This window comes from Ruegeria sp. BHSA118 (assembly GCF_059613405.1).
Map to the genome: position 1 here is coordinate 59,290 of NZ_JBXWSM010000014.1, position 14,305 is coordinate 73,594.

Below are 14,305 nucleotides of genomic sequence, written 5' to 3' on the forward strand. Positions count from 1 at the left end.
AGGCGTCCGAACTCACTCACCTGCGCATTGCGGTCGCCACTCTTGCGCCACCGGGTCACAAATGCGCAGGCAGTCCACTGCGCGCGCAGCGATCTGGGACACGATATCTATCAGGGTGTCAGGCTTCAGATAAAACGCAGGAACCGGGGGCAGGATGACGGCCCCCATTTCTGCCGCTGCCGTCATGTTGCGCAAATGGGCCAGGGTCAGCGGCGCTTCACGTGTCAGTAATACCAACGGCCTGCGTTCCTTGAGCTGAACACTGGCGGCGCGCGTCAGCAGGTTATCGTCCAGCCCATGCGCAATCGCGGCAAGTGTTCGCATGGAACAGGGCGCAACTATCATGCCGGATACCGGAACCGACCCGGACGCAATGCTTGCACCGATATCGGCGCTCGGGTGATGCCGCGTCACCAGTTGCCGCAGGTTTTGCAAAGCGTCCGGGCCGCATTCCTGCGAAAGTGTCCGCATCCCGGCTGCACTGACCACAAGATCGGTCTCGATATCCGATGACGCCAGGCACCGGGCCACGGCAAGGCTCAACGCCGCGCCCGACGCACCGGATACCCCCAAAACAACACGGGCGTTTGTCATGCTCTCAGCTCCGGCATCAATCGGTTTACAAGGTCTTCCGCAAAGGCGTGATCGGCATCCGCGGTGCGCATGACCGTCCCCCATTCCCGCCGTGTTTCACTGCCCAGTTTCGTCGTGGCGTCGATGCCGATTTTTCCGGCCAGACCGGGTTCGGGCGATGCAAAATCCAGATAATCCATGGGTGTCCTGTCCAGGATCATCACATCGCGGCCCGGGTCCATTCGCGTGGCAAGCGCCCAGGCGATATCGTCCCAGTTTCTGGGGTCGATATCGGCATCTACCGCAACGATCATCTTCGTATAGCTGAATTGCGGCAGCATCCCCCAAAGCGCCATCATCACGCGCCGGGCCTGGCCCGGATATCGCTTGTCGATGGCGACGATGGCGATGCGATAGGAACAGGCGGCAGGCGGCAGCCAAAGATCGTGTATTTCGGGGATCTGAGCGCGAATGGTCGGCAAGGCCAGGCGATTGAACACTTCGCCAATGATGGCGGGTTCGTCAGGCGGGCGTCCGGTATAGGTCGACAGATACAGCGGTGCCTCGCGATGGGTCACGGCCGTGACATGCATCACCGGAAACGGCTCGGCGGGATTGTAGTACCCGGTATGATCCCCGAACGGCCCTTCGGGTGCTGTCTCGCTTGGCGACACCCAGCCTTCCAGAACGATCTCGGCATCTGCCGGTACAAGCAGAGGTACGGATTTGGCCGGAACCAAACGTGGCCGGTTCTGGTTCAGGGCCCCGGCAAATGTCAGCTCAGACACCATTTCGGGCAGGGGCAGAGCCGCCGACAACAAGGTCGCGGGGTTTGCGCCCAGAACAATTGCGACCGGCGTCTTTTCGCCGTGCTGCGCCCAACTGCGGTGATGGGCAGCCCCGCCGCGATGTGGCAACCAGCGCATAATCAGACGCTTCCGGTCCAGCACCTGAACGCGATAGACACCGGCATTGTAGGTCTGTGCCGCGTCGGGTTCGCTGCCACGGGGCCGGGTGATGACCACAGGCCATGTGATCAACGGTCCCACATCACCGGGCCAGTGGGTCTGGACCGGCAGTGCGGTCAGGTCCACATCCGCCCCGCTGTGGCAAACCTGCTGAACAACGGCGGTTTTGACCTGCTTCGGTCGTGTGGACAATGCGGCCTTCAGCATCGGCCACCGGGACAGCGCATCCCGCAACCCGCCCGGCGGCGTCGGGGCCCGAAGCGCGGCCAGAAACGTGCCCAGATCATCCAGCCCATCGGAAGAAACGCCCAGCCCGGCGGCGACGCGTTCCGAAGTGCCGAACAGGTTGACGACGACGGGGGTATCGAACCGATCAGTGGACACGTCTGTCGGGTGGTCAAATTGCAGAACCGGCCCACCCGCCTCAAGCACGGCGCGGTGAACAGCGGTCATTTGATGGCGCACGGAAACCGGTTCGGCGACGCGCCTGTATTGACCTGTTTCTTCACACCATTTCAGAAAATGTCGAAGGCTGGGATATGGCGGCAGAGTGCGAATGGGTTTGCTCCGGCGGTGGTGCCCACCCTCTAGCAGCGAAACAGACCGGTCGAATTGACAACCGTCAAGTCCCGGGCGCCGGGGCGGCTTTAGGAAGGCCGCACCGGTTCACTTTGTTGAGACAGCAGGAGGTCTGTTTGTCCGATCCCCGAAACCCGATACCGCAATGCCCTGCCGCTTTGGCTGCGGCCCTGCGGTTTGTTCCGCTGGCACCATTGTCGCTGTCACTGACAGTGTTTTCCCGCAAAATAACCAGGAAACACCCCGATTTACTCAACCGGCTCGGTGAATACAGCCGGGCTGCCTTTGTGCTTGATCCAACGGATCTGCCCGTTGTCCTTCTGCTTGAACCGAATGACGGCGCACCAAGAATAAGACTGAGCCGCGGGCGCGTGGCAGGGGCCGCGCGAATTTCCGGCCCTCTCGCGGCCCTTCTTGGGCTGGTTCACGGTGCGTTCGACGGCGACGCCCTGTTCTTTTCGCGCGATCTGGTGATCGAGGGCGACACAGCCGCGGCACTGGCGCTGCGCAACGCAATTGACGACGCAGAGCTGGACCTCGCGCACGAGGCCGCAACCCTTTCCGGCCCGTTTGCACGCCCGCTGAAGCAGATCATCGCCCTTGCAGAGCGTCGGACCGGCCTGTGCCTGACCCGACCCGAGGACGCGATCCTATGGTAATGGAAATCGTTTGCCCGGCGGGAACGCCTGCGGCCCTGCGTGCAGCCGTCAGGGCGGGGGCTCACACGGTCTATTGTGGCTTCAATGACGAAACCAATGCGCGGAACTTTCCGGGGCTCAACTTCGACCGCGCTGAAATGCGGGCCGGAATTTCCTTTGCCCATGATCACGGATCGGAGGTGTTGATTGCAATCAATACCTTCCCGCAGGCGGGCAACGAAGGGATCTGGAAACAAGCGGTGGCGGATGCCGAAACCTGCGGTGCAGATGCTGTCATTCTCGCCGATCTGGGTTTGCTGGACTACGCCGCGCAACACCATTCCGGGCTGCGCAGGCACCTGTCCGTGCAGGCCGCGGCGGCCAATGCTGACGTGATCAATTTCTATGCCGAAACTTTCGGTGTGAAACGGGTGGTCTTGCCGCGCGTTTTGTCCGTGCCGGAAATTGCCGCGATCAACTCTGAAACCGATGTCGAAACCGAAGTCTTCGTGTTCGGCGGTCTGTGTGTCATGGCCGAGGGGCGATGTTCGTTGTCCTCTTATGCCACGGGGTTGTCTCCAAACATGAACGGTGTCTGCTCTCCTGCCAGCCATGTGCAGTACCAAGAAGAACAGGGCGCGTTGAACGCGCGCCTTGGCGGTTACCTGATCCACCGCGTCCAACGGGATGAGCCCGCACCTTATCCGACTTTGTGCAAAGGGTGTTTTTCCGCAGGTGAAAAAACCGGGCACCTGTTCGAGGATCCCGTCAGCCTGAACGCCGAACGGCTGATCCCACAATTGCAAAAGGCAGGCGTGACGGCCTTGAAGATCGAAGGGCGCCAGCGATCAAAATCCTATGTCGCACAAGTCGTTCGAAATTTTCGTGCCGCGGTCGATGCGCTAGAGTCAGGCCGGCCGATGCCCGAAGGTATGCTTGCGCGATTGTCGGAAGGGCAGGCCATGACGACCGGCGCTTACAAAAAGACGTGGAGGTGATCCGATGGAACTGACAGTAGGCCCGAACCAGTTCTTCTGGCCCGCCGAAACCTGGGCGGCATTTTACGATGATCTGGCCCGATCGCCCGTCGACCGCGTCGTGCTTGGGGAACTGGTCTGTTCCAAGCGCTTGCCGTTTTATCAGGATCGTATCCCCGCGGCGATTTCCCGGCTGGTGGAGGCGGGCAAAGAGGTTGCGCTGACAAGCCTGGCCCTGGTGACCCTGAAACGCGAGCGCAAACTCACCGCAGAGCTTGCAGAAATGGGCGTCATGGTCGAGATCAACGATCTGACCGCGCTGGCACATTTGCCCGACACCTGCACGTTTGCCGTCGGCCCGTTGGTAAATGTCTACAACGAAGGCACTTTGAAATGGTTGGCTGCTCGGGGTGCGTGCCGGATTTGTCTTCCGCCGGAATTGCCCATCGCGTCGGTCAAAACGCTGGCGCAAGCTGCCGCGGACTTGGGCTTCGCGATCGAAATATGGGGGCATGGCAGGTTGCCGCTGGCCATTTCCGGGCGCTGTTACCACGCGCGATTGCATGGGCGCAGCAAGGACAATTGCCAGTTTGCCTGCGAAGACGATCCGGACGGGTTGGACGTTCTGACCGGTGACGGCAAGCCATTTATGGCCATGAACGGTGTGCAGACCCTGTCAGACAGCCATGCCTGCACGGACCATCAGATCGACCTGCTGAAACAGGCTGGCATCTCGGCGTTGCGTCTGTCGCCACAGTCTGGCGGATTCCGTCAGCTGTGCGAACTGTATCGAAAACGTATCGACGGTGATCTTCCCCAGGGAGAAGTGGCGCGCGCGCTGCGTGGCGCTGATCCTGATATTCGGTTGAGCGACGGATTTCTGACGGGGTCCTGCGGTGCAGAATGGTCCGGTGCTTCAAAGGCGGCTTCGGTCTCGGTTTGACCGCCGCATCGGCACGACGTCCGTCGCGCCGGGCGCGAATGAAACAGTCTATGCTTTGAACCCTTGGGATGAGTCCGGGTTTGTCCGGGTTTCTTCCTCTTGAACCCAGGTTTCGGCCTGCAAAACCCCGGGTTGCCCGGTGCCGATAATCCCCACGACCTGCACATCGCCGGTGTCGGTGGGAGCGGCCACCTGAACACGCCGGATCAACGCGAAAAGGGCGACCGCAATACCGATAGCCGCCAGAAGAAACTGAAGACCGCGCCCGCCGAACAATGAGATAGAGTTCGGCCCCAGCATGGTTCCCACCAGCAGGCCGACATTCAGCAGCAGCACCATCGTGCCACTGGCGGGAACGATCTGAGACAGCTTGAGCTGATCATTGGCATGTGCCGTCAGGATCGAATACGCGGGATACAGCCCGATTGCGATCAGTACAAAACCATAGACGATATGAGACGCAGACGTATCGATGGCCATCCAAAGACTGGACAGGGTCGTAACGACACCCAGCCCGATGACCACATAGCGTCTGTCGGTGTGATCAGACAACCAGCCGATCGGGTATTGCACCACCGCACCGGCGATCAGCGCCGCCACCAGCGCCCCTGACGCCTGCGCCGCCGTAAAGCCGTTTTGCAATGCATAAAGCGGCAACGAGATATAGGACGCCGCGACACCGATGCTGACCAGAACGATTCCGATGACTGCGACGGGCGAAACCTTGTAAAGCACGGGAACCGACATGCGTTCCGGCGCGGCATATTCCGGCGCCTTGTTGCCCGACAGAAGAAGCGGCACGATCGAAAGCGAAATCAGGATGGAAACAAGGCCGAACAGCAGGTTCCCAGTGGGGTCGGGAAAGCCGACGATGGCGGTGCCAAGCGCTGGGCCGGCAAGCTGGATAATGAAATACAGCGACAGAACCTGAGCGCGCATGTTGTTCTCGGATTTCGCGTTCAGCCAGCTTTCGGTGATGACGTAAAGCCCCGGGTAACAAAACCCGCCCAACAGACGCATCACGCTCCAGCTGATCGCGTCGCTGGTCAGCAGATGCACAATGGCCGCAATCGAAACCAGCGAGGCGAGGGCCGAAAATGCCCGAATATGCCCGACATTTTCGACCAGCCTCGGGGCAAGTGCCGTCCCCGCAAGCGCACCCAGGGGATAGCTTGCCTGCATGACGGAAATCGTGAAGTCACTAAATCCCAGACTGGCCCCCCGGATCGTCAGCAGCGTCGCCAACAGACCGTTGGCAACCATCAGCATAAACATCCCTAGGAACAGCGCCCAGTTTTCGTTTAACGCGCGTATCATAGCCAACCGCTACTGATGCGGGTCAGGCCTGTATACAACTCCTACGACATCGGGATGTCGTTTGATGGAACTTCTCTGTCGCAAGGCACTATGTCGGATTCAACCGTCCAAGGGCCCATTGCAACAGGGCTTTGGGCTGAGCTACACGTCGCCTTGCATGATCCGGTCATATATATCGGGATCCGTCACACCTTCGGAACCGATCGTCAAAACCCGAGACTGCGGCGTCAATCCAAGCTTCTGGAAAAGCTCGGGGTTGTTGGCCGCTTCGATCAATGCAGCCAATCCGGCAACGCCGCTCTCTCCGGCTTCGATCGCCGGATCACTGCCTTGCGGGCGCGCCAGACGACGAACGGTGGGCGGTATCAACTGATCGTCGATTGCCAGAAAGTCCGCGGCTTCGCTGCGCAAAACCTCCCACGCCATCGGTGACGGCACCCCGCAGGACAAACCCGCCATGATGGTCTCTTCGTCGATATCTACAGACGCGGCTTGCCCCTGCCTTGCGCTTTCGAACAGACACGCCGCCAGATGCGGTTCCACGACCACGACGCGCGGAGAAGCATCACCCCAGGCCTGACGCAATGCTGCCGCAACTGCCGCGGCAAGCCCTCCAACTCCACCTTGCAGAAAGACATGCGTCGGTGCGGTGTCCATTGCATTCACGATTTCTTTGACCATGACGCCATAGCCCGACATCACGTCGCGCGGCGGGTCGGAGTAGCCCGGCCAGGATGTGTCCGAAACCACGAACCAGCCATTCTCGTCGGCTTCCTGCCGACACTGATCCACCGAGGCGTCATAGTCTCCATCGATGCGTACGACGTCGGCCCCGAGTTCGCGCATGGCCTGCGCGCGGCCTTCACTGACTTCGGCGTGAATGTAGATCCGGCAAGGCGCGCCGAACCGCTTGCACCCCCACGCGAGCGACCGACCGTGGTTGCCATCGGTCGCCGAAACAAGCGTGATACTGGCAACCATGTCGGCGCAGCGGCCAGTACGGATATCTTCCAATGACACATCCTGACCCGTCCGACGCGATATTTCACGTTGCAGAACGCGCAAGGCGGCAAAGGCACCCCCCAAGGCCTTGAAACTTCCAAGACCAAACCGGGGACCTTCATCCTTGTAGTGAACCTCCGCGACTCCGATCTCGGCTGCCAACGCGGGCAAAGAATGCAGAGGCGTAGGCGCATACCCCTCCCATTGGGTGATCTCCCTTGCTGCGCGATCGAAATCCTGTTGTGTCAAAACAGTTACGGCAGCGGGGCCGAAGTTCGGCCTGCCTGCCTGATGGGCGATGATTTTTGTCATGGTCGTGTATCCTGTCAGGGGGTCAGTGGCAGGCGCTGCCGTACCAGCTCTGCCCAGAGTTCTGCACCCAGCGGGAGCAGTGCGTCGTTGAAATCGTAATCAGCCGAATGCAGCGGACGGCCGTTTGATCCTTCGGTCCCGTTGCCGATAAGCAGGAAACACCCGGGCACAACGGCGGCAAATTCGGCAAAATCTTCCGAGAAAGACATGGCCGAGCGGTCTCCGTCAACCTCAAGACCCATGGCCGCAGCCGCCGAAACGACATGCGATGCGGCATCGGCATCATTGCTTGCCTCGATGAATTCAGTACGGAAATCCACACTCACCTCGACGCCATGGCTTTCGGCTACGCCGGCTGCGATCTGGCGCATGGTGCGCTCGATCAGGCTGCGGTCTTCGGGTGACATGGCCCGCGCGTCACCTTTCAGAACAGTGCGCCCCGGAAGGACATTGCGCTGCCCGTCGGTGATGAATTCAGTCACCGACACCACGGCGCCGGATGAAGGTGCAAGCTTGCGTGAAACGATGGTTTGCAGGGCCAATACAAGTTCCGCCGCAGGCGTGATCGTTTCGCGCCCGACATGGGGCATCGAGGCATGACCGCCCTGACCGGAAAGCGTGATTTCAAACAGGCTTTCACTGCAACAGATGACACCGGCGCGGGTGGATACCCGCCCGACAGGCTCACCGGGAAGATTGTGTGCGCCGTAAACCTCATCAATCGGGAAGGCGCGCAACACGCCCTCATCGATCATCGCTTTTGCCCCAAGCCCATGCTCTTCATTGGGCTGGAACAGAAAGACAACCGTGCCGTCAAACGCCGGATCCTTGGCCAGCAATTCGGCGGCCCCAAGCAGCATCACCGTGTGGCCATCATGGCCACAGGCATGCATGACACCTTCGTTCTGCGACTTGTGCGCAAACGTGTTGACCTCGGTGATCGGCAGCGCGTCGAAATCCGCGCGCAGCCCGATGGCGCGATTGCCATTGCCCGCCTTCAAGACGCCCACGACACCGACCCCTTCAAACACCTCGATGCCCAGGTTGCGCAGATGCCCGGCAATCCGGGCCTTGGTCCAGACTTCCTGAAACCCAAGCTCGGGGTTGCGATGAAACTCGTGGCGCAACGCACGCAGGCGTTCTGTCAATGCTGTCACGGCAAAACTTCCCCTTCGACGTGTTGCTTTGCATGTGTGAAACAAGTTTATTGCAAGTGACCTGAAAAAAGGGCTCTAGTTGGTGGCAAACCATGCAAGTTTCTTTCACATGACGCAATTGGATGACTTTGACCGCGCGATCCTGCGGATTCTGCAACAAGACAACAGAACCACGCAGCACAAGATTGGCGAGGCCGTAAATCTGTCCGCACCCTCGGTGCAGCGCCGTATCCGCCGGATGGAGGCCGAGGGCGTGATACGTGCCAATGTGGCCGTTGTTGACCCGGCGGCCGTAGGTCTTCAGCTTACCATCTTCGTTGAACTTGAACTGGTCAGTGAAACCCCGGACGAGATCGATGCCGTCAAGAAAACCCTGCTGAATGCTCCGGAAGTCCAGCAATGCTTTTACGTGACCGGAGAGGTGGATTTCATGGTTGTCGTGGTCGTCGAAAGCATGGCGGTTTACGAAGATTTCACCCGCAGGATGTTCTTTGAAAACGGCAATATTCGAAAATTCAGAACCTTCGTTTCGATGGATACCATCAAATCCGGCAGTGCTTTGGGGTTCTGACCGGCACATGGTTCAACGACTGAGCCGTCCAGACATATCCGCGCAGGCCTGGACCATTCGGTTGGGTTGACAGGACTGCAAAGGCAAGTCCTGTCACGGGCCTCAACGCAATTGTTCCAAGATGTTTTCAACTACATCCCATTGCGCGGAATGACATGCGCGTTCTCTTCTTCAAAGATAAGTTCCTCCCCTGACCATGCCTTCAGTCGCGAGATCAAATGAAACTCGGTGGCCGTTGCCCGTTGTTCGGAATAGGTCCAGATCCTGGCTGACCAGTCCTCACGGTCGAAACCGGCGGTCTGCTCCATCGTGGCAACAGCCGAAAGCGGATCACCCGGAAGGATTGTATATCTTCGATCCGACACGTCGCTGAGCACCGTCCCAATATCGTCCAGGCGGAAGTCACCCACCGGCCCGAAGACGCCCCCGTCCAGAAAAAACCTGTGTGTCACCTTGCCATTGTTCAGGTCCGTGTGGACCGAGCGTTCCATCGATCCCGAGCGCACCTTGGTCTTTCTTGCGGCCCCACCGGACGCTGCTGGTTCCGGCAGCGGGCGGGGTTCGGTTGTGTCAACGCCTGGGTTTCGGATGGGCAAGTGCAACTGAGATTGACCCGGACGGATCGTAAGTGTCACAGGTTCGGGGGCAGGCCATAGTACGGGCCAATACGCCGAAGCGATCTGCAAGACGATACGATGACCTGACGGAACCCGATATCCTGTTCCATACATCGGAACGGTTACAGCCATCTCTTCCCCGGGTGTGATCGGCGTGGGTTCTGTATCGCTGATCCGGTGGTTGAGGTTGCAGAATCCCCGGGCAATCAGCGTCTGCGCACCGTTCGGGGCTTCGTCCACCAGCAACGCAACGACAAAGCCCTGAGCCTGATCTGCTGACACTTTCAGATCGACCGATGGTTGCCCCAGGATATCAAGTGCGTCTTCAAGTGGCGCCGCTTTGAACTGCAACGCGCCGGCGGCGTCGATCCGGCAATCTGCCGCCATGTCTCCGGGAATGGCGAAAGAGCACATATCACCTGCGGCCGCCCCGAAGCTTTGCGGCGAGCAAATCGCAAGCTCTGCTGCGGAAAGGGGGTCTGCCTCAAGCGTCAGATGATTCAGCCACAGGGACGTATTGGTGACATTCGGTGACGGCCAGCTCGGCTCTTCGACCCAGCGCCCCGTACGTTCCAGATGCGTTCCGGTCGGCGCTGCGCTGTCTTGAAGGAAAAAACGCAACGGCGGTTCGTCCATCAACCCTGTGTCTTTTCCCTTCAGCCAGTGATCCCAGAACCGGATGACCTCACCGACGAAATCAGCCTTGGGGCCGGGCACCCCTTCATGCGGGTAAAGATGCGCCCATGGCCCCATCAGGATCTTGACCGGCCCGCTGAGGTGTTTGGCGATGCGGAATGGTGTGTCGCGGTAGAGATCCATCCAACCGCCGAAAAAGTAGACCGGCACATCCACGTCGGCATAGTTCTCGCAGATCGAACCACGCCGCCACATCTCGTCATGGGTCTGGTGTTCCAGCCACATGGCCGGCCAGAACGCGGCGCCTTCTAACCGCTCGCGCCACATGTCAAGCCAGCGGTCCGCGCCGACAATCGCTGGGTCAGGTGGCATGGCGTTGTACAGCTGCATGATCGAACCCCACCAGAAATTGTCGGTGGCCAGACAACCCCCGTAAAAATGAATGTCTTCGCGCCACCGGTCATCCGTTCCCATCACTGGCGCGATCGCCTTCAATGCCGCAGGGCGCGTCGCCGCCACCTGGAACGCGTTATATGCGCCCCAGCTTTTGCCGAACATTCCGACATTTCCATCGCACCAATCCTGATCGGCGATCCACTGGATGACGTCGTGACCGTCCTGAATCTCCTGATGCGAATACTCGTCTTCGGCGACACCATCACTGTCGCCATAGCCTCGGATATCAACGCGGACCGACGCGTAACCGGCGGCGGCAAACTGCGGGTGCATGCTTTCGTCCCGCATGCGTGTCCTGTCCCGGCGGCGATAGGGGATGTATTCCAGGATGCAGGGCACAGGGGCGTTTTTCGCGCTTTCCGGCAGCCACAGGCGCGCCGCAAGTTTCGTGCCGTCAGGCAGCGGTATCCAAACGGTCTCGATGACCTCAATATTGCTCATGTCCGGTCCTTTTTCGTTCGGGCGCATAAGGGGTTTCATGTCGTCCAGGCAATCGGCTGTACGTGTTCAACGCATTTTCCGATGGCGTCACCACCGAAGGCCAAGGCGCAGCGCGTCATAGACTGCCGCGTGTATGTTGCGCGAAGAAACGGCGTCTCCGATCCGGTAAAGATCAAAACCGGCATTCGGGTTCACCTGCGGAAACACGTCACCTGAATTGGCGACCAGAGCGTCGTGATCCACACGGCCACGATTTCGCGAAAGCGGCTTGAGTTGGAAATAGAGATCATCCAGAGGCAAGGTGCCCTGATTGACAATCACCTGATCATACATGCGCTTTTCAACAAGATCCGAGTAATCCGTTCCAATCGCCGCTTCCAGTTGATTGCCTGAGCGTACCAGCGATTTCAGCGTTCGGGTAACGGTGAAGACCGCCCCCGTTTTTTGCAGCGCCCGCATATATGGCACCAGATTCATACCCATGATCTCGGGCGCAAAGCTGCGGTCGCGGGTCATGATCTCAACCCGCGCTCCAGACCCGGCGATGACCTCGGCCGCCATCAGGGCCGGGTGGTCGCCCGCATCATCGTAGATCAGGACATTTTCGCCCGGGTGCACGTCTGCCGACAGGATGTCCCACGCCGAAACCGCCAGGTCGTTGCCGGTTTCCAGGATTGTCGTCTCGGGCAGGCCACCGGTTGCGATCACGACCATATCCGGGGCAAGGGTTGTCACGTCCTCCGCCTCTGCAAACGTGTTGAACTGGAACCCGACGTCGCGCGCAGCACATTGCGCCATGCGCCAGTCGATGATCCCGATCATCTCGGCCCGGCGTCGGGATTGCGCAGCCAGACGCACCTGACCGCCGGGTTCAGGGGCTGCTTCCAGTACGGTAACGTCATGCCCGCGCTCTGCCGCGACCCGCGCGGCTTCAAGCCCTCCGGGCCCGGCGCCGACGATGACCGCCCGGCGGCGGGACCTGGTCGCGGGGATCACATGCGGCATCGACAATTCGCGCCCGGTAGCGGGGTTGTGAATGCAAAGGGCTTCACCCGCCTGATAAATCCGGTCCAGGCAGTAGGTTGCGCCGACGCAGGGGCGGATGTCATCTTCCCGACCGGCCCGGATCTTGGACACGATCATCGGGTCGGCCATATGCGCGCGGGTCATGCCGACCATATCCAGCAACCCCGAGGCCACGGCATGTCGTGCGGTTGCCACATCGGGAATGCGCGATGCATGAAAAGTCGGCATCCCGATTTCGGCTCGTACACGCCCGGCAAAATCCAGATGAGGCGCACTTTTCATACCCTGTACCGGGATCACATCCGTCATGGCCGGATCCGTATGAATGCGCCCGCGAATAACGTTCAGGAAATCGACCTGACCGCTGTCGCGCAGCCTTCGGGCGATTTCCAGCCCGTCTTCTTCGGTGATGCCGCCTTTTTCAACTTCATCCGCGGTATAGCGGACGCCAACGATGAAATCCTGCCCGACACGGTCGCGGATCGCATCCAGAACCATGAAGCCGAACCGCAACCGATTGTCGAAACTGCCGCCATAGGGCGCGTCCATCGTATTGGTGAGCGGTGACCAGAACTGATCGATCAGGTGGCCATAGGCTTGCAATTCGATTCCGTCGAGACCCGCGGCCTTCATACGCTCGGCTGCATCGGCGTAATCGCTTACGATCCGTTCGATATCATGGTCTTCCATCTTCTTGGCAAAGGCTCGGTGGGCCGGTTCTCGATAATGCGAAGAAGAGACCGACGGCAGCCAATCGCCCTTGTTCCAACCCGTGCGCCGCCCCAGATGGGTCAACTGGATCATGACCGCGCAACCATGAGCATGGCAGGCATCCGTCAATTCAGCCATCCAGCGCACCACCTCGTCCTTGTAGGCAAGGACGTTGTTGAACACCGGCGGGCTGTCGCGACTGACGGTGGCAGAGCCCGCCGTCATGGTCATCGCCACCCCAGCTTTCGCGCGCATCTCATGATAGGCACGGTAACGCTCTTTCGGCATCCCGTCTTCGGGGTAGGCGGGTTCATGACTGGTCGTCATGATCCTGTTCTTCAGCGTCAGATGTTTCAGCTGATAGGGTTGCAGCAGCACATCGCGGGTCATGACCACCCGTCCTTTGTTGGAACCATTGACGTCAGTCGACCAACTTTGCTGTCCTGTATCGGACATGCAAAAAGCAGTGTTTTGGCAGTGTCGGGTGGCATATGGCGCTCCGATATTGGGACGAGCGGTGGAGCTCTTGACCGATTGAAAGCAGACTGGGAAATCTCCGTCAAACGCCTTGTGAACCAAAGCCGCGATGTTTCACCGAATGCGTTGGCCGAGGCGCGCAAGACAGGAAAGAAAAGGCATCGGCGAAAACGACCCGTCCGCAAGGCGCTGGCAACGGATTGTCACATCGCTGCGCACCGGACATAGGCGTGCTGTGAGGTTGAAAAACCCGCGCGGCAGGCTGGCAATTATTCGATGAACGAAGGTCCGGGCTGGCGGTCGGCGTCGTTTCGCTCTATCGCCCGACCGGAACATACCTATCGTGACAGGAGACAGCAGTCGTGACCATCACTCGGATCGAGACCGCCAAACGCATGAGCCGCATCGTCAAACATAACGGAACCGCCTATCTGTGCGGTCAGGTTTCCGATGCCGCAACCGTTGCCGATCAAACTCGTGACATCCTTGCCAAGGTCGAGGACCTTCTGGCCAAGGCCGGCAGCGACAAGACGCGTATCCTGCAATGCGTGATCTGGTTGTCGGACATGGCCGACTTTGCCGAAATGAACGCGGTCTGGGATGCCTGGGTGCCAGAGGGTCACGCCCCGGCCCGCGCCTGTGGCGAGGCGAAACTGGCCCGTGATGTTCTGAAGGTCGAGATGATCGTTACCGCAGCTTGCGATTGATCCACCCGGCCTCGCGCCGCGCACTGATTTAAGGGCGGGCGGGTTTGGGCTTGGGAATCAAGACACCCTGACCTTGTTCCTACTGTACCTGAGAATGCACCTTTGCCAGAGTTTCCAGAAACAGCTTGGCCACGCGTGTTGGCGCAGGTTGTTTTCTGGCCACGGCCGCGAAACGGGTTCTGTATTTGATCTCTTTG

The 14,305-nt window shown here is 59.7% G+C and carries 12 protein-coding genes; 5 read left to right on the forward strand and 7 right to left on the reverse strand.

All coding sequences use genetic code 11. The features are described 5' to 3' along the window. Positions 1 to 12: 12 nt before the first annotated feature. Complete coding sequence (locus AC2FNN_RS06450; RefSeq protein WP_496757390.1) at positions 13 to 594, reverse strand: UbiX family flavin prenyltransferase; 582 nt, start codon at positions 592 to 594, stop codon at positions 13 to 15. After that, on the reverse strand, positions 591 to 2,099 hold the full coding sequence (locus AC2FNN_RS06455; protein ID WP_496757408.1) for a UbiD family decarboxylase: 1,509 nt from the start codon (positions 2,097 to 2,099) through the stop codon (positions 591 to 593). Before AC2FNN_RS06455 ends, AC2FNN_RS06450 begins: the two co-directional genes overlap by 4 nt. A 137-nt stretch (positions 2,100 to 2,236) precedes the next feature. Here AC2FNN_RS06455 and ubiT point away from each other — a divergent pair, with 137 nt between their 5' ends. From ubiT to ubiV, 3 genes are read left to right on the forward strand one after another with little or no spacing between them, the layout of a single operon-like run. Continuing rightward, the gene (ubiT, locus tag AC2FNN_RS06460) at positions 2,237 to 2,779 is read left to right on the forward strand and encodes a ubiquinone anaerobic biosynthesis accessory factor UbiT (RefSeq protein WP_496757391.1); all 543 of its coding nucleotides are present in this window, start codon (positions 2,237 to 2,239) and stop codon (positions 2,777 to 2,779) included. Further along, positions 2,779 to 3,756 carry a ubiquinone anaerobic biosynthesis protein UbiU gene (ubiU, locus tag AC2FNN_RS06465; protein WP_496757409.1) on the forward strand — a complete coding sequence of 326 codons (978 nt, stop codon included), beginning with the start codon at positions 2,779 to 2,781 and terminating at the stop codon, positions 3,754 to 3,756. Before ubiT ends, ubiU begins: the two co-directional genes overlap by 1 nt. Before the next feature lie 4 nt (positions 3,757 to 3,760). Continuing rightward, positions 3,761 to 4,678 carry a ubiquinone anaerobic biosynthesis protein UbiV gene (gene ubiV, locus AC2FNN_RS06470; protein WP_496757393.1) on the forward strand — a complete coding sequence of 306 codons (918 nt, stop codon included), beginning with the start codon at positions 3,761 to 3,763 and terminating at the stop codon, positions 4,676 to 4,678. 48 nt (positions 4,679 to 4,726) lie between these two features. On the opposite strand, the gene AC2FNN_RS06475 is transcribed toward ubiV, so the two are convergent. The 3 genes from AC2FNN_RS06475 to AC2FNN_RS06485 form a co-directional block, all read right to left on the reverse strand. Next, positions 4,727 to 5,995: an MFS transporter gene (locus AC2FNN_RS06475; protein ID WP_496757394.1), complete on the reverse strand. Its 1,269-nt coding sequence runs from the start codon at positions 5,993 to 5,995 to the stop codon at positions 4,727 to 4,729. A gap of 141 nt (positions 5,996 to 6,136) precedes the next feature. Further along, positions 6,137 to 7,309, reverse strand: a complete 1,173-nt coding sequence (locus AC2FNN_RS06480) for a diaminopropionate ammonia-lyase (protein ID WP_496757395.1) — start codon at positions 7,307 to 7,309, stop codon at positions 6,137 to 6,139. 14 nt (positions 7,310 to 7,323) lie between these two features. Then, the gene (locus tag AC2FNN_RS06485) at positions 7,324 to 8,466 is read right to left on the reverse strand and encodes an amidohydrolase (protein WP_496757396.1); all 1,143 of its coding nucleotides are present in this window, start codon (positions 8,464 to 8,466) and stop codon (positions 7,324 to 7,326) included. 109 nt (positions 8,467 to 8,575) lie between these two features. On the opposite strand from AC2FNN_RS06485, the gene AC2FNN_RS06490 reads away from it, so the two are divergent. Next, complete coding sequence (locus tag AC2FNN_RS06490; protein WP_171636299.1) at positions 8,576 to 9,037, forward strand: Lrp/AsnC family transcriptional regulator; 462 nt, start codon at positions 8,576 to 8,578, stop codon at positions 9,035 to 9,037. A 131-nt stretch (positions 9,038 to 9,168) separates the two neighbouring features. On the opposite strand, the gene AC2FNN_RS06495 is transcribed toward AC2FNN_RS06490, so the two are convergent. Together AC2FNN_RS06495 and AC2FNN_RS06500 are read right to left on the reverse strand one after the other, a co-directional pair. Continuing rightward, positions 9,169 to 11,187, reverse strand: coding sequence for a CocE/NonD family hydrolase (locus AC2FNN_RS06495; RefSeq protein WP_496757398.1), 2,019 nt, complete (start codon positions 11,185 to 11,187; stop codon positions 9,169 to 9,171). Between the two features lie 87 nt (positions 11,188 to 11,274). Next, positions 11,275 to 13,314, reverse strand: a complete 2,040-nt coding sequence (locus AC2FNN_RS06500; RefSeq protein WP_496757400.1) for an oxidoreductase — start codon at positions 13,312 to 13,314, stop codon at positions 11,275 to 11,277. A 449-nt stretch (positions 13,315 to 13,763) separates the two neighbouring features. Here AC2FNN_RS06500 and AC2FNN_RS06505 point away from each other — a divergent pair, with 449 nt between their 5' ends. Next, positions 13,764 to 14,108 (forward strand): RidA family protein, encoded by a 345-nt coding sequence (locus tag AC2FNN_RS06505; protein WP_496757402.1) that lies wholly within the window; start codon positions 13,764 to 13,766, stop codon positions 14,106 to 14,108. Positions 14,109 to 14,305 lie beyond the last annotated feature (197 nt).